General features: G+C 66.5%; 17 protein-coding genes. 1 reads left to right on the top strand and 16 read right to left on the bottom strand.

What is annotated here, in order from left to right:
• Positions 1-27: 27 nt before the first annotated feature.
• The 5 genes from urtE to urtA all read right to left on the bottom strand — a co-directional run bounded on the left by urtE (position 28) and on the right by urtA (position 5,649).
• Positions 28-726: an urea ABC transporter ATP-binding subunit UrtE gene (gene urtE, locus DM373_RS07675; RefSeq protein ID WP_110992966.1), complete on the bottom strand. Its 699-nt coding sequence runs from the start codon at positions 724-726 to the stop codon at positions 28-30.
• A gap of 126 nt (positions 727-852) precedes the next feature.
• On the bottom strand, positions 853-1,710 hold the full coding sequence (urtD, locus tag DM373_RS07670) for an urea ABC transporter ATP-binding protein UrtD (protein ID WP_110992965.1): 858 nt from the start codon (positions 1,708-1,710) through the stop codon (positions 853-855).
• Positions 1,707-2,786, bottom strand: a complete 1,080-nt coding sequence (gene urtC, locus DM373_RS07665; RefSeq protein ID WP_110992964.1) for an urea ABC transporter permease subunit UrtC — start codon at positions 2,784-2,786, stop codon at positions 1,707-1,709. Before urtC ends, urtD begins: the two co-directional genes overlap by 4 nt.
• Positions 2,786-4,306: an urea ABC transporter permease subunit UrtB gene (gene urtB / locus DM373_RS07660; protein ID WP_425272568.1), complete on the bottom strand. Its 1,521-nt coding sequence runs from the start codon at positions 4,304-4,306 to the stop codon at positions 2,786-2,788. Before urtB ends, urtC begins: the two co-directional genes overlap by 1 nt.
• A gap of 77 nt (positions 4,307-4,383) precedes the next feature.
• Positions 4,384-5,649: an urea ABC transporter substrate-binding protein gene (urtA, locus tag DM373_RS07655; protein ID WP_110992962.1), complete on the bottom strand. Its 1,266-nt coding sequence runs from the start codon at positions 5,647-5,649 to the stop codon at positions 4,384-4,386.
• Positions 5,650-6,181: 532 nt separating this feature from the next.
• Between urtA and DM373_RS07650 the strand changes: the two genes are divergently transcribed.
• Positions 6,182-6,481 (top strand): hypothetical protein, encoded by a 300-nt coding sequence (locus DM373_RS07650; RefSeq protein ID WP_110992961.1) that lies wholly within the window; start codon positions 6,182-6,184, stop codon positions 6,479-6,481.
• Positions 6,482-6,567: 86 nt separating this feature from the next.
• On the opposite strand, the gene cycA is transcribed toward DM373_RS07650, so the two are convergent.
• From cycA to cbiE, 11 genes are all read right to left on the bottom strand, one after another.
• Positions 6,568-7,983, bottom strand: coding sequence for a D-serine/D-alanine/glycine transporter (gene cycA, locus DM373_RS07645; protein WP_110992960.1), 1,416 nt, complete (start codon positions 7,981-7,983; stop codon positions 6,568-6,570).
• A 230-nt stretch (positions 7,984-8,213) separates the two neighbouring features.
• Entirely contained in the window at positions 8,214-9,578 is a 1,365-nt protein-coding gene (locus DM373_RS07640; RefSeq protein WP_110992959.1) for a PepSY-associated TM helix domain-containing protein, read from the bottom strand.
• 58 nt (positions 9,579-9,636) lie between these two features.
• Positions 9,637-11,703 carry a TonB-dependent copper receptor gene (locus DM373_RS07635; RefSeq protein ID WP_110992958.1) on the bottom strand — a complete coding sequence of 689 codons (2,067 nt, stop codon included), beginning with the start codon at positions 11,701-11,703 and terminating at the stop codon, positions 9,637-9,639.
• A gap of 68 nt (positions 11,704-11,771) precedes the next feature.
• On the bottom strand, positions 11,772-12,203 hold the full coding sequence (locus DM373_RS07630; protein WP_110992957.1) for a DUF2946 domain-containing protein: 432 nt from the start codon (positions 12,201-12,203) through the stop codon (positions 11,772-11,774).
• Between the two features lie 20 nt (positions 12,204-12,223).
• Positions 12,224-12,709: a copper chaperone PCu(A)C gene (locus tag DM373_RS07625; protein ID WP_110992956.1), complete on the bottom strand. Its 486-nt coding sequence runs from the start codon at positions 12,707-12,709 to the stop codon at positions 12,224-12,226.
• Positions 12,710-12,757: 48 nt separating this feature from the next.
• On the bottom strand, positions 12,758-13,147 hold the full coding sequence (locus DM373_RS07620; RefSeq protein ID WP_110992955.1) for a DUF2946 domain-containing protein: 390 nt from the start codon (positions 13,145-13,147) through the stop codon (positions 12,758-12,760).
• A 269-nt stretch (positions 13,148-13,416) separates the two neighbouring features.
• Positions 13,417-14,271: an SPFH domain-containing protein gene (locus DM373_RS07615; RefSeq protein ID WP_110992954.1), complete on the bottom strand. Its 855-nt coding sequence runs from the start codon at positions 14,269-14,271 to the stop codon at positions 13,417-13,419.
• Positions 14,272-14,298: 27 nt separating this feature from the next.
• A complete protein-coding gene (locus DM373_RS07610; RefSeq protein WP_110992953.1) occupies positions 14,299-14,736 on the bottom strand; it encodes an NfeD family protein in 438 nt (145 codons plus the stop codon).
• 425 nt (positions 14,737-15,161) lie between these two features.
• Entirely contained in the window at positions 15,162-15,929 is a 768-nt protein-coding gene (locus DM373_RS07605) for a cobalt-precorrin-6A reductase (protein WP_110992952.1), read from the bottom strand.
• On the bottom strand, positions 15,926-17,020 hold the full coding sequence (locus DM373_RS07600) for a cobalt-precorrin-5B (C(1))-methyltransferase (RefSeq protein WP_110992951.1): 1,095 nt from the start codon (positions 17,018-17,020) through the stop codon (positions 15,926-15,928). The genes DM373_RS07605 and DM373_RS07600 overlap by 4 nt, the downstream gene beginning before the upstream one ends.
• Positions 17,013-18,224 (bottom strand): precorrin-6y C5,15-methyltransferase (decarboxylating) subunit CbiE, encoded by a 1,212-nt coding sequence (gene cbiE, locus DM373_RS07595; RefSeq protein ID WP_110992950.1) that lies wholly within the window; start codon positions 18,222-18,224, stop codon positions 17,013-17,015. Before cbiE ends, DM373_RS07600 begins: the two co-directional genes overlap by 8 nt.
• Positions 18,225-18,348: the final 124 nt, after the last annotated feature.

Here is an 18,348-nt window from a genome sequence, read left to right as displayed (position 1 = left end):
GCGTCTCGCAAGGGAAGTGGATTCAGATTAAATGGTAACCAGGCCACGCACACCTTCGGCCTGCATGTTTTCGCCGCGCCCCTGCTGGACGATCTCGCCACGGGCCATCACCAGGTACTGGTCGGCCAGTTCCTCGGCGAAGTCATAGAACTGCTCCACCAGCAGGATGGCCATGTCGCCACGGTCGGCGAGTTTGCGAATCACCGCGCCGATCTCCTTGATCACCGACGGCTGGATGCCTTCGGTCGGTTCGTCGAGGATCAGCAGGCGCGGGCGGCTGGCCAGGGCACGGCCGATGGCCAGCTGTTGCTGCTGGCCGCCGGACAGGTCGCCGCCACGGCGCTGTTTCATCTGTTCCAGCACCGGGAACAGCTCGTAGATGAACGCGGGTACCTCCCGTGCCTCGCGGGCCGGGAAGCGCGACAGGCCCATCAGCAGGTTTTCCTCCACCGTCAGGCGCGGGAAGATCTCGCGGCCCTGGGGCACGTAGGCGATGCCGGCCTGTACCCGTTGCTGCGGCTTGAGTGCGGTGATCGCTTGGCCTTCCCATTCCACCCGGCCCTCGCGGGCTGGCAGCAGGCCCATCAGGCAGCGCAGCAGGGTGGTCTTGCCCACGCCGTTGCGCCCGAGCAGGCAGGTGACCTCGCCGACCTTGGCCTCGAAGGTCAGGCCGCGCAGGATGTGGCTGCCGCCGTAGTATTGGTGCAGGGTGTCGATTTTCAGCATGTTGTGCCCTTGTGTGATTTGAGCGTGGGAGCGGGCTTGCCCCGCGATGGCGTCAGGCCTGGAAGTGATGTTGGCCGGGCTGGCGCAATCGCGGGGCAAGCCCGCTCCCACGCAACCCCCGCAGGCCTATCTACCGAGATACACCTCGACCACCCGCTCATCCGCCTGCACCTGCGCCAGCGATCCCTCCGCCAGCACGCTGCCCTGGTGCAGCACCGTCACATGGTCGGCAATGCTGCCCACGAAGCCCATGTCGTGCTCCACCACCATCAGCGAATGCGTGCCTGCCAGCGTGCGGAACAGCTCGGCCGTGAACTCGGTCTCGGCGTCGGTCATGCCCGCCACCGGCTCGTCCAGCAGCAACAACTGCGGCTCCTGCACCAGCAGCATGCCGATCTCCAAAAACTGCTTCTGCCCGTGGGACAACAGCCCGGCCGGGCGCTGGGCCAATGGCAGCAGGCGCAAGGTGCTCAGCACCTGGTCGATGCGCTGGCGCTGCTCGCCACTCAAGCGCGCCGCCAGGCTGGCCCACACCGACTTGTCGGCCTTCAAGGCCAGCTCCAGGTTCTCGAACACCGTCAATGCCTCGAACACCGTGGGCTTCTGGAACTTGCGGCCGATCCCGGCCTGGGCGATCTGGTATTCGCTCATGCGGGTCAAGTCGAGGGTGTCGCCAAAGTAGGCGCTGCCGCTGTCGGGGCGGGTCTTGCCGGTGATCACGTCCATCAGCGTGGTCTTGCCCGCGCCGTTGGGGCCGATGATGCAGCGCAGCTCGCCCACGCCGATGTACAGGTTCAGCCCGTTGAGCGCCTTGAAGCCGTCGAAGCTGACGCTGATGTCCTCCAGGCTCAGCACCGTGCCGTGGCGGGTGTCGAGCCCGGCCTTGCGCGGCTGGCCCAGGCCGATGGCGTCGCGGCCGGCACCGAGTGGGTCGAACACCGGTTCCAACATGAATTCCGGATGCACCGGGGGCACGCCTCTCATGGCTGGCTCCTTTTCTTCACAAGCCCGACCACGCCCTTGGGCAGGTACAGGGTGACGACGATGAACAGCGCACCGAGGAAGAACAGCCAGTACTCGGGGAACGCCACGGTGAACCAGCTCTTCATGCCATTGACCAGCCCGGCGCCGAGCAGCGGCCCGATCAGCGTGCCGCGCCCGCCCAGGGCCACCCACACGGCCGCCTCGATGGAGTTGGTCGGCGACATCTCGCTGGGGTTGATGATGCCCACCTGCGGCACGTACAGCGCCCCGGCCAGGCCGCACAGCACGGCGCTGAGCACCCACACCAGCAGTTTGAAGCCACGCGGGTCGTAGCCGCAGAACATCAAGCGGTTCTCGGCATCGCGCACGGCGGTGAGCAGCCGGCCGAACTTGCTGCGGGTGAGCTGCCAGCACAGGCACAGGCTGGCCAGCAGCAGGCCGACCGTGAGCAGGAACAGCACCGCGCGAGTGCCTTGCGCGGTGATGTCGAAGCCGAGGATGGTGCGGAAGTTGGTGAAGCCGTTGTTGCCGCCAAAGCCGGTCTCGTTGCGAAAGAACAGCAGCATGCCGGCGAAGGTCAGGGCCTGGGTCATGATGGAGAAGTACACGCCCTTGATCCGCGAGCGGAAGGCAAACCAGCCGAATACCAGTGCCAGCAACCCCGGCGCCAGCACCACCAGGCACAGGGCCCAGGCGAAGTGCTGGGTGCCGGCCCAGTACCAGGGCAGCTCGTTCCACGACAGGAAGGCCATGAACCCCGGCAGGCCGTCGCCGGCTGCCTGGCGCATCAGGTACATGCCCATGGCGTAGCCACCGAGGGCGAAGAACAGCCCGTGGCCCAGGGACAACAGCCCGGCGTAGCCCCACACCAGGTCCAGCGCCAGGGCGACGATGGCATAGCAGAGGATCTTGCCCACCAGGGTCAGGGTGTAGGCCGAGACCTGCAGCGCGTGCCCGTCGGGCAACAGCGACAGCAGCGGCAAGGCCAGCAGCACCAGAACCACGGCGGCGCCCAGGGCCAGCGAAACCCGCGGCCCGGCCTTTTGTGCGGCAGTGACAAGCAGTGGCTGGTTCATCAGTCGATTACCCGTCCCTTGAGGGCGAACAGGCCTTGCGGGCGCTTCTGGATGAACAGAATGATCAGCGCAAGGATGAGGATCTTGCCGAGCACCGCACCGATCTGCGGCTCCAGCAGCTTGTTGGCGATGCCCAGGCCAAAGGCGGCCCAGAGGCTGCCGGCCAGTTGCCCGACACCGCCGAGCACCACCACCAGGAACGAGTCGATGATGTAGCTCTGGCCCAGGTCAGGCCCGACGTTGCCGACCTGGCTCAGGGCCACGCCGCCCAGCCCGGCGATACCCGAGCCCAGGCCAAAGGCGAGCATGTCGACGCGCCCGGTGGGCACCCCGCAGCAGGCCGCCATGTTGCGGTTCTGGGTCACTGCGCGCACGTTCAGGCCCAGCCGTGTGCGGTTGAGCAGCAGCCAGGTGAGCAGCACCACGGCCAGGGCGAACAGGATGATGACGATGCGGTTGTAGGGCAGCACCAGGTTGGGCAGCAGCTGGATGCCGCCGGACAGCCAGGCCGGGTTGCTCACCTCGACGTTCTGCGCGCCGAAGATCAGGCGCACGGCCTGGATCAGGATCAGGCTGATGCCCCAGGTGGCCAGCAGGGTTTCCAGCGGGCGGCCGTACAGGTGACGGATCACCGTGCGTTCCAGGGCCATGCCGACCCCGGCACTGACGGCGAAGGCCACCGGCAGGGCGATCAGCGGGTAGAACTCGATCGCCCCTGGCGCGTAGCGCTGCAGCAGCACCTGGACCATATAGGTGCTGTAGGCGCCGAGCATCAGCATCTCGCCGTGGGCCATGTTGATCACCCCGAGCAGGCCGAAAGTGATCGCCAGGCCCAGGGCCGCCAGCAGCAGGATCGAGCCCAGCGACAGGCCACTGAAGGCCTGGCCCAGCAGTTCGCCTACCAGCAGTTTGCGTTGCACCTGGGCCAGGCTGGTTTCGGCGGCGGTGCGCACGGTGGCGTCGGTTTCGGCGTTAGGTTGCAGCAGCGCTTCGAGGCGGGTGCGGGCCAGCGGGTCGCCGGTTTCGCCCAGCAGGCGCACGGCGGCCAGGCGCACGGCGGGTTCGCTGGCGCCCAGTTGCAGGTTGGCCAGGGCCAGGCCCAGGGCGGCGTGGACGGCGGCGTCTGGCTCGGCGGCGAAGCGGCGGTCGAGGAAGGCCATCTGGGCGGGCTGTGCACTCTTCTGCAATTGCTGGGCGGCGGCCAGGCGGGTGTCGGCCTGATCGCTGAGCAGTTGGTGGCTGGCCAGGGTGTTGTCGAGCAGCCCGCGCAGGCGGTTGTTCAGGCGCAGCTTGCGGGTGTCGCCCTCGGCGATGCGGCCTTGGCGCAGGTTTTCCAGCAGCGGCAGGCGCGCGGCATCGGGTTGTGCGGCCCAGGTTTCGAGCAGGCTGGCCTGTTCGGCTGGCTTGGCGCTGAGGAAGAATTCGCCCTCGCTGGCTTGGGTGGCCAGGGGTAGAAGCAGCAATAGTGTGAGCAGAAGTCTAAGCATGCGGGCCATCCTGGAAATCGGCGGTGGATTCATCGCGGGGCAAGCCCGCTCCCACGCTGTCCCTCATTCACGTGGGGGCGGCGTGGGAGCGGGCTTGCCCCGCGATGGCGTCAGTTGCCCTTCACCGCATAGTCAGGCCGCTTGTCATTCCCCGGAATGAACGGACTCCACGGCTGCGCCCGCAGCGGCTGCTCGGTCTGCCACACCACGCTGAACTGCCCGTCATCCTGGATCTCGCCGATCATCACCGGCTTGTGCAGGTGGTGGTTGCTCTTGTCCATGGTCAGGGTGAAGCCCGACGGCGCCTTGAAGCTCTGCCCGGCCAGCGCCTCGCGCACTTTGTCCACGTCCGTGGACTTGGCCTTCTCGGCGGCCTGCGCCCACATGTGGATGCCCACGTAGGTGGCTTCCATCGGGTCGTTGGTCACCGCCTTGTCGGCGCCCGGCAGGTTCTTGGCCTTGGCGTAGGCCTTCCAGTCGGCGACGAACTTCTGGTTGACCGGGTTATCCACCGACTCGAAGTAGTTCCACGCCGCCAGGTGCCCCACCAATGGCTTGGTGTCGATGCCGCGCAGCTCTTCCTCACCCACCGAGAACGCCACCACCGGCACCTCGGTGGCCTTCAGGCCCTGGTTGGCCAGCTCTTTGTAGAACGGCACGTTGGAGTCGCCGTTGACCGTGGAGACGACCGCCGTCTTGCCGCCGGCGGAGAACTTCTTGATGTTGGCGACGATGGTCTGGTAATCGGCGTGGCCGAACGGCGTGTACACCTCTTCGATGTCCTTGTCGGCCACGCCCTTGCTGTGCAGGTAGGCGCGCAGGATCTTGTTGGTGGTGCGCGGGTAGACGTAATCGGTGCCCAGCAGGAAGAAGCGCTTGGCGCTGCCGCCGTCTTCGCTCATCAGGTACTCCACCGCCGGGATCGCCTGCTGGTTCGGCGCGGCGCCGGTGTAGAACACGTTCGGCGACATCTCTTCACCCTCGTACTGCACTGGGTAGAACAGCAGGCCGTTGAGCTCCTCGAACACCGGCAGCACGGATTTGCGCGAAACCGAGGTCCAGCAGCCGAACACCACCGCCACCTTGTCCTGGGTCAGCAGCTGGCGGCTCTTTTCGGCGAACAGCGGCCAGTTGGACGCCGGGTCCACCACCACCGCTTCGAGCTGCTTGCCGTTGACCCCGCCCTTGGCGTTGATCTCGTCGATGGTCATCAGCGCCATGTCCTTGAGCGAGGTCTCGGAAATCGCCATGGTGCCCGACAGCGAATGCAGGATGCCGACCTTGATGGTCTCGGCGGCCTGGATGCTCCAGCTCAGGCCCATCGCCGCGATCGATGCGCTGAGGGTGAAGGCCTTGATCAGACTGCGTCGCTTCATTTGGTCACTCCGATGTGAGGGTTGTGGTGCTGGCAGGTCGGAGATTGCAAAGGCTGTGCCGAGCGGCGTAAGGCTTGTAGTAGAGCGGTTGTGCGACGATTCGGGGCGTTTGGGGCGTCCAGGATGGTGCTTGCAGGTTGGGCCTGCACAGGATTGGGGCCAGTGCCCGTGAACACTTTTGACACATAAGCGGTACTTGAGTACCGTGCCCCACCGCAGTAGTTTCTGCGGTTCGGGATTGGCGTCCCGTAATCAGAGAGATCGAGCACTGACGCACCTTGTGGCGGTGTTCTGCATGGCTGCACCCGTTATGGGCGGAGTCGTGTGTGGGAGCCTTCGGGCTCACCGGTTCTCTCTGCCGGCACGCCAACCCGCACGGCTTCGCCCACCCATATTGGCGTGTGGGAGCGGAGCTTCATAAAGAGAGAGCTGCAAGGAGATGCACCATGCTCAAGAAGATCGTTCCAGATCCCCCGTTCGCGCCTGTCGCTGGCGCACCTCTCATCGATGCCCTTCAGCGAGAGGTGCACCTATGAACCCGGAATCGCGGGTCAATCCCGCCATTTGCAAACCCCGCCCCGTTACCGCCTGTTCACAGTTCGGCACCTGCAATCACGCCCACGCTCCGATGCTTTCGGTGCATGCCGGGGTGGATAGCGAGGATGCGCTGGTGTGCGCCGTGGCGGCGTTGAAGGCGGCGTATGAGACCAATGCCGCCGCGTTGGAGAAGGCCGGGGAGCCGTTGCGCAGTTTGCTGACGGCTACGGAGAATTCGCTGGAGAAAGGGTTGGCGCTGGCCGAGGCCGTGCTTGAGGGGTTGGAGCAAGGCTAGCGGGCCCCATCGCGGGGCAAGCCCGCTCCCACGCCTGCTGTGTGAGGTCGGCGTGGGAGCGGGCTTGCCCCGCGATGGGTTCAGGATCAGTTGTTCGATGCCCCACGCACGGTGGCACGCGGCTGGCGCTTGCTGCGCACGAACTGATAGGTCACCGCCAGCAGCACAAACCAGATCGGCGTCACCACCAGCGCCTGGCGGGTGTCGTCACGCAGGCTCAGCAGCACCAGGATGCCGGCGAAGAACACCAGGCACACGTAGCACATGAAGCGCCCGCCGGGCATCTTGTAGCTCGACGCTTCATGCAGCGCCGCACGGTTTTTGCGGTAGCTCAGGTACGACAGCAGGATCAGCGTCCAGACGAACATGAATAGCACCGCCGACACCGTGGTCACCAGGGTGAACGCCTCGACCACGTCGGGCACCAGGTAGATCAGCACCGCCCCCAGCAGCAGGCAGGCGCAGGAGAAGTACAGGCCGTTGGCCGGCACCGCACGGCGCGAGAGTTTTTCGAAGGCCTTGGGCGCATCGCCTTCCTGGGCCAGGCCGAACAGCATGCGGCTGGTGGAGAACACCCCGCTGTTGGCCGACGAGGCCGCGGAGGTGAGCACCACGAAGTTGATGATGCTCGCCGCCGCCGGCAGGCCGGCCAGCATGAACAGCTCGACGAACGGGCTCTTGCCCGGCACCACGTCGCGCCATGGCGTGACCGCCATGATCGCCACCAGGGCCAGCACGTAGAACACGATGATGCGGATCGGGATCGAGTTGATCGCCCGGGGCAGGGTGCGCTCGGGATTCTTGGCTTCAGCGGCAGTGGTGCCCACCAGCTCGATGCCGACGAAGGCGAACACGGCAATCTGGAAGCCGGCGAAGAAGCCCATCAGCCCGTGGGGGAACATGCCGCCGTCGTTCCACAGGTTGGCCAGGCTCGCGGTGTCGCCGCCGGGCGACTGGAAGCCGGTGATGACCATGTACAGGCCGGTGACCACCAGGCCGAGGATGGCGACGATCTTGATCAGGGCGAACCAGAACTCCATCTCGCCGAACAGCTTCACCGTCACCAGGTTCAGCGACAGCAACAGCGCCACGCAGCTGAGCGCGGGGATCCACTGCGGCATGTCGGGGAACCAGAACTGGGTATAGGCGGCGATCGCCACCACGTCGGCGATACCGGTGACCACCCAGCAGAACCAGTAGGTCCAGCCGGTGAAGTAGCCGGCCCAGGGGCCGAGCAGGTCGGCGGAGAAGTCGATGAACGACTTGTAGTTGAGGTTCGACAGCAGCAGCTCGCCCATGGCGCGCATGACGAAGAACAGCATGAAGCCGATGATCATGTAGACGAAGATGATCGACGGGCCGGCCAGGCTGATGGTCTTGCCCGAGCCCATGAACAGGCCGGTGCCGATGGCACCGCCGATGGCGATGAGCTGGATGTGGCGGTTGGTCAGGTTGCGTTGCAGGTGCTGGTCTTCAGCAGGGGTGGAGGAGGTCCGGGTCATAGGCTGCATTCCATTGAGGGTCAGTCTTCTTGTCAGAGGTAGCCGGCTAGGCTAACACGCCCGTTCCAGATGGGGGCGCGACAGATCGACACGATTTTGGCGATGCAGCCTGGTGCTCGGCATGACCGGAATCAATGGTTGCCGGTGCCGGCCTCATCGCGGGGCAAGCCCGCTCCCACGCCTGCCCTGTGAGATTGGCGTGGGAGCGGGCTTGCCCCGCGATTGCGATGTCAGGCCCTGACCATCACCTGGCGCCTCACCACCAGGCTATCCACCACCCACATCACCACCATCGACACCCCCACCAGCGGGAACGCCACGCCCAGCACCACCATCACCCCCACGGCGGTCTTCCAGCGCGGCAGGTCATGGCGCAGCGGCGGCACGCCCAGGCCACTGGCGGGCTTGCGCTTCCACCACATCACCAGCCCGCTCACCGAACCCAGCAGGATCATCAGGCACACCAGCAGGATGACGATCTGGTTCAGCGGCCCGAACATCTTGCCCTCGTGCAGCATCACGCCAAGCTCGGTGGCGCGGGCCACTGGGCTGTAGTCCTGCCAGCGCACGTCGGCCAGCACCTTGCCGGTGTACTGATCGACATGCAGGGTGGCGTCGTTGCGCGGGTCGTCGGCAAATACCGCGATGGTGAACACGCCGTCGGCAGTGGTTGGCAAGGTGATGCTGTAGCCCGGCGCGACCTGGCGCAGGGTGGCGACATCCTCGACCTGCTGCAGGCTGACCTGCGGCGCGGCAGGCGCCTGGTCGGCCATGTGATGGCCGGCATGCTCGGCATGCGCGCCGGACACCGGCATCGGGGTGTTTTCCAGCGCCCAGGGCACGGTCTGGCGGTGGGCGTCGTTCAGCTCGCCCGCCTGCTTGTCCGACTTCGGCACGTCGTTCCACATGGCCGCCGGGAAGCGGTTCCACAGGTCGGCGTACTGCTTGCCCCACAGGCCGGTCCAGGTCATGCCGCTGATCAGCATCAGCAGCAACAGGGCCGAGCCCCAGAAACCGGTGACCGCGTGCAGGTCGCGCCACAGCACCCGGCCGCGTGCGCTCAAGCGTGGCCACAGCACCCCGGCGCTGCTGCGCCCGCGTGGCCACCACAAATAGAGGCCGGACACGACCAGGACGATGCCCCAGCCGGCCGCCAGTTCCACCAGCCGGTCACCGACCGTGCCGACCATCAGCTCGCCATGCAGGGCGCGGGCGATGGCTTGCAGGTTCTGCTTGCCGTCCTGCTCGCCCAGCACCTTGCCGCTGTACGGGTCGACGAACACATTGAGTTCGCGCCCGCCGTCGTGCACCACGAACTGCGCGCTGCGCTCGGCGTCCAGCGGCGGCAGGTACTGGCCCACGTGCCCCTGTGGATAAGCCTGGCGCACGTTGGCCAGCAGGGTGTCGGCGCTTTGCCGGTGGTGGCCGGCCTCGACCACCATCAAGTCGCGGTACATCAGCGGGTCGAGCTGTGGCTTGAACAGGTAGATGATCCCGGTGATCGCCAGCAGGATCATGAACGGCGCGACGAACAGCCCGGCATAGAAATGCCAGCGCCAGGCCAGGTTGTAGAACGATACGTTTGGTTTGCTCATGGGAGCCTCCCGTAGACCTGAGTTGGGCGCGGTCAGGCCCCGCGCCCGTTTGTTGTTGTCAGAAGCTGAAGTCGACCTTGGTCCAGAAGGTCCTGCCTGGCTCGTTCACCGGCTGCGTCGAGTTCGCCGGATAGCCGAACCCGGCATTCCCTGCCAGGTTCAGGTGCTCGGCGTAGGCCTTGTCGAACAGGTTGTCGACGCCCGCGCTGAGCTTGAGGTTGTTGTTGATCTTGTAGGCGCCGTTGAGCGAGAACACGCCGAAGCCGGCGCTCTTGCCGTAGTCCTTGCCCACCACGTTGCCCTGGTTCTCGGCGATGCGGTTCTGCTCGGCCACCAGCCGCCACAGCGTGCCGACGCTCCAGGCGTCACGGCTGTAGCTCAGGCCCAGGCGGCTTTCCAGGGGTGGCATCTGCGGCAGCGCCTTGCCGTCGCTGCTGTTCTTACCCCAGGCGTAGGCCAGGGTGGCGTCGGCCTTCCAGTTTTCCGTGAGCTTGTAGGCCGCACCCAGTTCGCCGCCCATGATGCGGGCGTCGATGTTCTGTGCCTGGGAGGTGTAGCCACCCATCATGGTGCGGCGGTAGTCGAACAGGATGTAGTCGCGCACCTGGCCGACGTAGCCCGAGGCCCAGGCTTCGAGGCGTTCGCCCTGGTACTGGATGCCGAAGTCGAGCTGGGTGGTCTTCTCCGGCTTGATGCCGTCGAAGGCGTTCGCTGCGCCGGCCGGGGCCAGCTTGGGCGAGAACAGCTCCCAGTAGTCGGGGAAGCGCTGGGCATGGCCGAGGCCGATGTAGGTGGTCGCGGGGATTGCCGCCAGGTCATGCTCGTAGCGCACGAAGCCGCTGGGCAGGGTGTCGGCCCGGGTGTCGCCCTGGGTCGGGCTGGCCTTGCGGAAGTCGCGGGCCGAGGCGCGGTCCAGGCGGGCGCCGGTGATCAGGCGGTCAACGCCTGTGGCATACCAGGTCAGTTCGCCGAAGGCGCCGTAGTTGTGGAAGTCGGCGTCCTTGGTCCAGGGTTGTCCTTTGTGCGCGTCGATGCCCATGCCGCCGCGCTGGCGGTGCTCGTTGGTCTGTGCGTCGATGCCGCTGATCAACTGCACGTCGGCCCAGCGCCAGGTGGCCTTGATCCGTGCGCCCATGGTGCGGCGGTCGACGTTGCTGACCATGGGCATGCCCATCATGCCGGTGCCCGACGGGGTGCGCAGGCTGTAGTTGTCCATCACGTGGTCGGCGTAGTTGTAGTAGACCTGCGCCTCGACCTTGTCGAGTACCTCGCCGAGGTTGGACTTTTCAAAACGCAGGCCGAGGCTTTCGCGCTTGAACTGCGAGCCGTCCATGCCGCGCCCGGCGGAACGGGCCTCGCCGTCGCCCTTGCCGGCGGTCAGCTCCAGCAGGGTGTCGGCGTCCGGGGTCCAGCCGACGGTGGCATCACCGTTCCACTTGTCCCAGCGCGAGGGCACGGTGTCGCCGTTGCCGTCATCGAAGTCGTCGGAATGCGACTGGTTGCCGATGAAGCGCACGTAACCCAGCGAGTTGCCGGCGGCGGCGTCGAGCACCTTGTCGAAGCGGCCGTTGGAGCCGACCAGCACACTGGCGTTGACCCGGCTGCCGAGCTCGCCGAACTTTTCCGGTTCACGTTCGAAGAGGATGGTCCCGGCGGAACCGCCGGGGCCCCAGATCACGCTTTGCGGGCCCTTGATCACGGTGAGGCGGTCGTAGGTTTCCGGCGAGATATACGACGTCGGCGCATCCATGCGGCCGGGGCAGGCGCCGAGCATCATGCCGCCGTTGGTGAGGATGTTCAGGCGCGAGCCGAACATGCCGCGCAGCACCGGGTCGCCGTTGGTGCCGCCGGCACGGATCACCGAGAACCCGGGGATGGTCTTGAGGTAGTCGGCGCCGTCGCTGGCCGGCACCGGCTGGCGTGGGTCCTTGGGGTTGGTGACCACGGTCAGTGGCGAGCTGGGGGCGATGGCGGTGATCACCGTCGGGCTCAGCTCGGCAGTGTCGTGGGCGTGGCCTTCGTGGCCGGTTTCGGCGGCCACGGCCAGGGGGGCGAGCAGTGAGCCGCACAGCAGGGCGATGGTCCCGCGCAGGGAAAGGGCGAAAACAGGGGTACAGCCGGACATAGTGATTCCAGTCGATCAGTCGTGAGTCGGCGCGAAGCCTCCTGGCTTCGGGCAGTAGAAAAGTGGTTTCAGACGACGATCGAGGTGGGTGGCGCGCGGCTGCGCGCGCCGGGGAATACAGCCTGCCGGGCATGGCCCTGGCGCGTGGCGACGGGCAGGTGGACGGGGGGGAGTACGCTGCCCGCGGTAAGCGGGCTGAGGGTCTGGGGCAGGGCGGGGCAGTTGAACAGCAGGCTGCAGTAGCCGCACTTTTCCCACATCACATGCAGCTGGCCATCGTTGCCGTGGCCCTGGTGATGATCGTGGCCATGCTCCATGGGCATGGCCATCGACATGTCCATCGGCATGGCCATGCCGGCGTGGTGCTCCATCGGCATCGACTGGGAAACCAGTGGGCCGATGAAGATCATCCACATGGCGAACAGGCTCAGCCAGCCGCCACCGACGCGCCTGCGATCAGGGCGGGTGCTGCGGGTCGAGCTGTTGCGCGGCAGGCTCATGGCGAGCGCCTGTCAGCTGATCAGTGTGCGTGCTCGTGCGACGCGGGCTGGTCGGTCGGTGGCTGCTTCTGCACGGCCACGTCGACGGTGACGTCACCGGCTTTTTCGAAGTGCAGGGTCAGCGGGAAGCGCTTGCCGTCGGTGAGCAGGCTGCGGTCCTTGGGTTGCATGATCATCACGTGGTAGGCGCTGGGGGCGAACACCACGTCCTTGCCGGCCGGCACCACGACGCTTTGCACGTGTTGCATCTTCATGGCGCCGGCGGCGCTCATCACGTGTTCGTGCAACTGGGCGTCATCGGTGATGGGGCTGTCCACCGAGAGCAGGCGGTCATCGGCCTTGCCGTTGTTGTGCACGACGAAGTAGGCCGCCACGTTGGGCGCGTTCGGCGGCAGTTCCAGTGACCAGGGGTGGGCGATGTGCAGGTCGCCTGCCGTGTATTCATGGGCATTGGCATAGGCGCCGGGCAGCAGCAGGGCGGCCAGGACAAGGGCTTGCTTGAGCATGGGTGAATCTCCGGTCTGTTCAGGTTCTGATGGACAGCGTAGTGAACATCAGGCCAGCGGAGAGGCACGGGGATTGAGCGCAGGCCATAACTGGCGCGGCGTGGGCTGGTAGTCGGCGAGGTGCGCAACGTGCCCGGTGAGCAGCAACGGCGGGTTGTGCAGTTGTGGCGGGTAGCCGGGCAAGGCCAGCAAAGGCGCGGCGCCCGAGCAGCACCAGCAGTTCATCATGCTGGCGCTGTCATCGCTTTGCGGGCCTAGGTCGATCTTGGCCAGGGCCTGTACATCGACTTTGGCCTTGTTCGCCATGCTCGAACAGAACGCCCCCCACAGCAGCTGTTCGGCCGGGCCCTTGGGCGCGGCAGAGGACAGCGGCATGGCCAGCAGGTTGAACAGCACTGCAAGGCAGGCTATCCAGGCGATGTGCCGACGTGGGGGCATGGAGAGATCCGGTCAGGAATCGTGATGGCTATTGTACGGCGGAGTATAGGTAAAAATGCCGGGGTGCGGTGAAGTGCCGCACCTGGGGCAGATCGTGGGAGCAGGCTTGTGGGAGCGAGCATTGTGGGAGCAGGCATTGTGGGAGCGGGCTTGCCCCGCGATGGGGCCCGCCCAGGCAACATCACTCCCAGGCATGGCGCTATCGCGGGGCAAGCCCGCTCCCACAATGCCTGGCATCCACGATGCCCGCACCCGCAGGGCTTGGGGTATCAGGCCTTGGCGCGGCCCATCAAACCGCGCACGGTCTCTTGCAGGTCGGCCGGCAGCACCACGACTTTCGAATTGTCGCTGCTCGCCAGGTTCTCCATCGCGCCGATGTAGCGTTCACCCAGCAGGTACATGGCCGGCACCGTCTCGCTGCCCACCGCTTCCTTCACCAGGGTGATCGCCCGTGCCGAGGCCTCGGCCAGGTTGACCTGGGCTTCGGCATCCAGCTTGGCCGCCTGCAACCGCGCCTCGGCTTCGAGAATGGCGGCCTGCTTGTTGCCTTCGGCGCGGGTCACATCGGCTTTACGCTCACGCTCGGCGGCGGCCTGGCGCTCCATGGCGGTCTGCATGCTCGGCGATGGCTTGATGTCCTGGATCTCCACCGAGCGCACGGTCACGCCCCAGTCTTCGGTCTGTTCGGACATCGCCTCACGCAGGCGCGCCTTGATCTGCTCGCGGCTGGACAGCGCTTCGTCCAGGTCCATGGCGCCGACAATGGCGCGCAGCGAAGTCATGGTCAGGCTGGTGACGGCGAACGAGAAGTTCTGCACACCGTAGGACGCTTTCTGTGGGTCGACGACCTTGGCGAAGCACAGGGCGTTGGCGACGATCACCGCGTTGTCCTTGGTGATGATCTCCTGCTGCTGCACGTCGAGGATGATGTCCTTGGTCGGCAGGCGGTAGGCAACCACGTCCATGTACGGGATGACGATGTTCAGGCCGGGCTTGAGGGTGCTGTGGTAGCGGCCCAGGCGTTCGACGATCCATTCCTCGCCCTGAGGCACGATGCGCACCCCCTTGAACACGGTGATCAGGACGAATACGGCGAGGGTGGCGACGACGATGAGGCTGGTCATGTTTGCGAACTTCCTTTTAGTGCGGATTCAAGCCCGGGTGACCCGGGCGGTGTTGCCTTCGACGGCGGCCAGGCGCACACGCTCGCCGGCGGGGATGTCGCTGTCGGCGACGCAGGTCCATTCTTCGTTGCCGAGGATCGGCTTCTGGAAGCGCACGCGGCCTTTCTGGAACTGCGAGACGCTGGCGGTCAGCAGGCCGACCTCGCCGATCACGCTGTCGGCGGTCCAGCGTACGTCCGCTTTCTTGCGGCGGAACACCTTGAACCACAGCACTGTGGTGATGGACGAGAACACGACCCACAGCAGCCCTTGCATATCCAGTTGCAGGCTGGGGGCGAGCAGCGCGATGAGCGACACCAGCACGGCGCCGATGCCGAACCAGAGAATGAAGAAGGTGGGGAGCACCAGTTCCAGCAGGATCAGGGCCACGCCGAAGACGAGCCAGATCCACCATTGCATTTCCATATGGGTGGGGCCTTCCAGTAGAGGGGGGGTGAGTTTACGGCAAGAGCGGCGGGTGGGGCCATCGGTTGGATGTGTCTCTGGGTTTCACGGAGTTTGTGTCAGGGCTGACAGGTGTTCGGCGATAGATATGCAGCGCAGCCAGGTGTTCGCCGAAGGTTTTACAGCGCCTGTGAGATCGAGCGCCGCCCGCGCGGCGCATCGCGGCACAAGGCCGCTCCTACATCTGTTTCGGGCCAATTATTCCTGTGAAAGTACCAGCGCCTGCCTTGGTGCATGCCTTGAGTCATGCGGGGCGGCGGCAACGCCCACACTGAAACCGCGTCGTACCAATAAGGCGGACCAGGTGATGGCACAGGAGGGATTGTCCCGAAACAGATGTAGGAGCGGCCTTGTGCCGCGATGCGCCGCGCGGGCGGCGCTCGATCTCAAGAGCGCTGCATATCTTTCGGCGAACACCTGTCAGCCCTGACGCGATGTGCCTCCAGCGCCTCCAACAGCACCTCAGCCCTTTCGAAAACCCGCTCCACCTCCGGCAACACCGGCCGCTTGAGCACCAACACCGGCACCCCCCGCTCCCGCGCCACCTCCAGCTTCGGCTCGGTGGCCACGCTACCGCTGTTCTTGCTCACCAGCACATCGATCTGCCGACGTTCGAACAGCGCGCGCTCATCGTCGATACGGAACGGCCCACGCGCACCGATCACCTCGCAGCGCTCATTACCCGGGCAAGCGTCGAGGGCACGAAGGGTCCAGAACTGATGCAAAGGAATCTCGTCCAGATGTTGCAACGGCTCACGCCCGAGGGTGAACAGCGGTCGCTGGAACGGTGCCAGTGCCTCGATCAATTCATCCCATCCCGCCACCTCGCGCCAGTCGTCCCCCGGCTGCGCCTGCCAGGCCGGGCGCCTGAGCGCCCAACAGGGAATGCCGGCCATGGCCGCAGCCTGCGCGGCGTTCTGGCTGATCTGCGCGGCATAGGGGTGAGTGGCGTCGATCAGCAGCTCGATGCCTTCCTCACCCAGGTAGCGCGCCAGGCCTTCGGCGCCGCCGTAGCCGCCAACCCGCACCTGGCAGGCCAGGTCCTGGGGCACGCGGCCGATGCCGGCGAGGCTGTAAACATGCTGCGGCCCGAGTGTGCGGGCGATGGCCAGGGCCTCGGTCACCCCGCCCAGCAGCAGGATGCGCCCCTTCATTGCACGCCCGCCTTGCCGACGATGCCGCCCTGGCGGTCGATGGCGAACACCTCCACCTGCACCTGGGCCGGCACCACGCTGCGGGCGAAGGCCAGCGCATGGCGGCAGACTTCGTCGCCCAGGGCGATACCGGCGGTATGGGCCAGGGCGAGGGCCTGCTGACTGGTGTTGGCGCCGACGATGGCCGTTTGCAACGCTGCGTCGGCGCCAATGTCGGCGGCCCAGCCGGCCAGCTGTGGCAGGTCGATGCTCGAATGGCGGCTGTGCAGGTCCATGTGCCCGGCGGCCAGCTTGCTGATCTTGCCGAAGCCGCCGCACAGGCTCAGGCGCGGCACCGGCACCTTGCGCAGGTGCTTGAGCACGGCGCCGACGAAGTCGCCCATCTCGATCAGGGCGATTTCGGGCAGGCCGTACACCCGGCGCATGGTGTCTTCGCTGGCGTTGCCGGTGCACGCGGCGATGTGGGTGTAGCCGTTGGTGTGGGCAACATCAATGCCTTGGTGGATCGAGGCGATATAGGCCGCGCAGGAGAACGGCCGGACGATGCCGCTGGTGCCGAGGATCGACAGCCCGCCGAGGATGCCCAGGCGCGGGTTCATGGTCTTCAGGGCCAGGGCTTCACCGTCGCGGACATTGACCGTGACTTCGAAACCGCCGGCGTAGGCACATTCGTTTGCCAGCTGCTGCAAGTGCTCGCTGATCATCCGCCGCGGCACCGGGTTGATCGCGGGCTCGCCGACACCCAGTACCAGGCCCGGACGGGTCACGGTACCCACGCCTTGCCCGGCGACAAAGCGGATGCCGGGTTCGGCGCGCAGGCGCACCTGGCTGTAGAGCAGCGCCCCATGGGTGACATCCGGGTCGTCGCCGGCATCCTTGAGCGTGCCGGCCTCGGCGCCGCCTGCGCAGGCGCGGCAGAACTCCAGGCGCATCTCTACCACCTTGCCCTTGGGCAGGGTGATGTGCACCGCATCATTGGGCTGGCCGGTCAGCAGCAGGCGTGCTGCCGCAAGGCTGGTGGCGGTGGCGCAGCTGCCGGTGGTCAGGCCGCTGCGCAGGGGCGCGGGTTGTTCGCGGGTTTCTTCACGCATCGAGAGGTTTGACCACGTCGAGCAGGGTGATCGGCAGCGCCTGGCGCCAGGTGTCGAAACTGCCCAACGGCTGGGTGTGGGCGATATGGATGCGGGTCAGTTCGCCGCCATGCTGCTGGCGGAACTGCGCCAGGGCGACTTCGCTCTGCAAGGTCACGGCATTGGCCACCAGCCGCCCGCCAGGGCGCAGGCGCTCCCAGCACAGCGCCAGCACGCCTTCGCGGGTGACGCCGCCGCCGATGAAGATCGCATCGGGGCGCTCCAGGTCGTGAAGTGTCTGCGGGGCCTTGCCGCGAATCAGCTGCAAGCCGGGTACGCCCAGGGCATCGCGGTTGTGTTCGATGAAACCCTGGCGGCCTTCGTCGGCCTCGATGGCCAGGGTGCGGCAGCTGGGGTGGGCACGCATCCACTCGATGCCGATCGAGCCGCAGCCGGCGCCCACGTCCCACAGCAGCTCGCCCGGTTGCGGCGCCAGGCGGGCCAGGGTGATGGCGCGTACATCGCGTTTGGTCAACTGGCCGTCATGTTGGAAGGCGCTGTCCGGAAGGCCGGCGACGCGGGGCAGGCGTGGGGCATCGACGCTGGCCTGGCAGTCGATGGCGACCAGGTTCAGCGCGGCGATATCGGCGTGCGGCCAGTCTTCGGCCGTGCCGCTCAGTTGGCGCTCCAGTGGCCCGCCGAGATGCTCGAACACCTGCAGGCGGCTGGGGCCGAAGCCGCGTTCGCGCAGCAGCGCGGCGATGGCGGCCGGGCTGTGTTGGTCGTTGCTCAGCACCAGCAGGCGCAGGCCGCTGAACAGGTGGGCATTGAGCGTGGCCAGCGGGCGGGCGACCACCGAGACCACCTGCACGTCCTGCAGCGGCCAGCCCAGGCGGGCGGCGGCGAGGGCGCAGGAGGAGGGCATCGGCAGCACCTGCATCTCGCTGCTGGGCAACTGGCGCGCCAGGCTGGCGCCGACGCCGTAGAACATCGGGTCGCCGCTGGCCAGCACGCACACCGGCTGGCCGCGCAGGGCCAACACCGGCTCCAGCGAAAACGGGCTGGGCCAATGGACCTGCTCGGCGTTCGTGCAGTGGGGCAGCAGGGCCAGCTGGCGCGGGCTGCCGACGATGTGCGTGGCCGCCAGCAGGGCGCGTCGGGCTTGCTTGCCCAAGCCGCTGAAGCCGTCTTCGCCGATGCCTATAACTGTGAGCCAGGGGGCCATGTGGTTCGTTCCGCCAATGTTGGAGCCGCTTCGCGCCTCTTCGCGGGTAAACCCGCTCCCACAGGTACAGCACCGCCAACAGGGGCCGCGTAATTCTGTGGGAGCGGGTTTACCCGCGAAAAAG

This window comes from Pseudomonas sichuanensis (genome assembly GCF_003231305.1).
In the GTDB taxonomy this organism is placed as follows: Bacteria; Pseudomonadota; Gammaproteobacteria; order Pseudomonadales; family Pseudomonadaceae; genus Aquipseudomonas; species Aquipseudomonas sichuanensis.
Note: the sequence above shows the minus strand (reverse complement) of the source record. Positions and strands in the feature narration are given on the sequence as shown.

Excerpts from the sequence above, each read along its gene's own strand:
- urtE (WP_110992966.1), bottom strand. The coding sequence starts at position 726 with ATGCTGAAAATCGACACCCTGCACCAATACTACGGCGGCAGCCACATC.
- urtD (WP_110992965.1), bottom strand. The coding sequence starts at position 1,710 with ATGAGAGGCGTGCCCCCGGTGCATCCGGAATTCATGTTGGAACCGGTG.
- urtC (WP_110992964.1), bottom strand. The coding sequence starts at position 2,786 with ATGAACCAGCCACTGCTTGTCACTGCCGCACAAAAGGCCGGGCCGCGG.
- urtB (WP_425272568.1), bottom strand. The coding sequence starts at position 4,306 with ATGAATCCACCGCCGATTTCCAGGATGGCCCGCATGCTTAGACTTCTG.
- urtA (WP_110992962.1), bottom strand. The coding sequence starts at position 5,649 with ATGAAGCGACGCAGTCTGATCAAGGCCTTCACCCTCAGCGCATCGATC.
- DM373_RS07650 (WP_110992961.1), top strand. The coding sequence starts at position 6,182 with ATGAACCCGGAATCGCGGGTCAATCCCGCCATTTGCAAACCCCGCCCC.
- cycA (WP_110992960.1), bottom strand. The coding sequence starts at position 7,983 with ATGACCCGGACCTCCTCCACCCCTGCTGAAGACCAGCACCTGCAACGC.
- DM373_RS07640 (WP_110992959.1), bottom strand. The coding sequence starts at position 9,578 with ATGAGCAAACCAAACGTATCGTTCTACAACCTGGCCTGGCGCTGGCAT.
- DM373_RS07635 (WP_110992958.1), bottom strand. The coding sequence starts at position 11,703 with ATGTCCGGCTGTACCCCTGTTTTCGCCCTTTCCCTGCGCGGGACCATC.
- DM373_RS07630 (WP_110992957.1), bottom strand. The coding sequence starts at position 12,203 with ATGAGCCTGCCGCGCAACAGCTCGACCCGCAGCACCCGCCCTGATCGC.
- DM373_RS07625 (WP_110992956.1), bottom strand. The coding sequence starts at position 12,709 with ATGCTCAAGCAAGCCCTTGTCCTGGCCGCCCTGCTGCTGCCCGGCGCC.
- DM373_RS07620 (WP_110992955.1), bottom strand. The coding sequence starts at position 13,147 with ATGCCCCCACGTCGGCACATCGCCTGGATAGCCTGCCTTGCAGTGCTG.
- DM373_RS07615 (WP_110992954.1), bottom strand. The coding sequence starts at position 14,271 with ATGACCAGCCTCATCGTCGTCGCCACCCTCGCCGTATTCGTCCTGATC.
- DM373_RS07610 (WP_110992953.1), bottom strand. The coding sequence starts at position 14,736 with ATGGAAATGCAATGGTGGATCTGGCTCGTCTTCGGCGTGGCCCTGATC.
- DM373_RS07605 (WP_110992952.1), bottom strand. The coding sequence starts at position 15,929 with ATGAAGGGGCGCATCCTGCTGCTGGGCGGGGTGACCGAGGCCCTGGCC.
- DM373_RS07600 (WP_110992951.1), bottom strand. The coding sequence starts at position 17,020 with ATGCGTGAAGAAACCCGCGAACAACCCGCGCCCCTGCGCAGCGGCCTG.
- cbiE (WP_110992950.1), bottom strand. The coding sequence starts at position 18,224 with ATGGCCCCCTGGCTCACAGTTATAGGCATCGGCGAAGACGGCTTCAGC.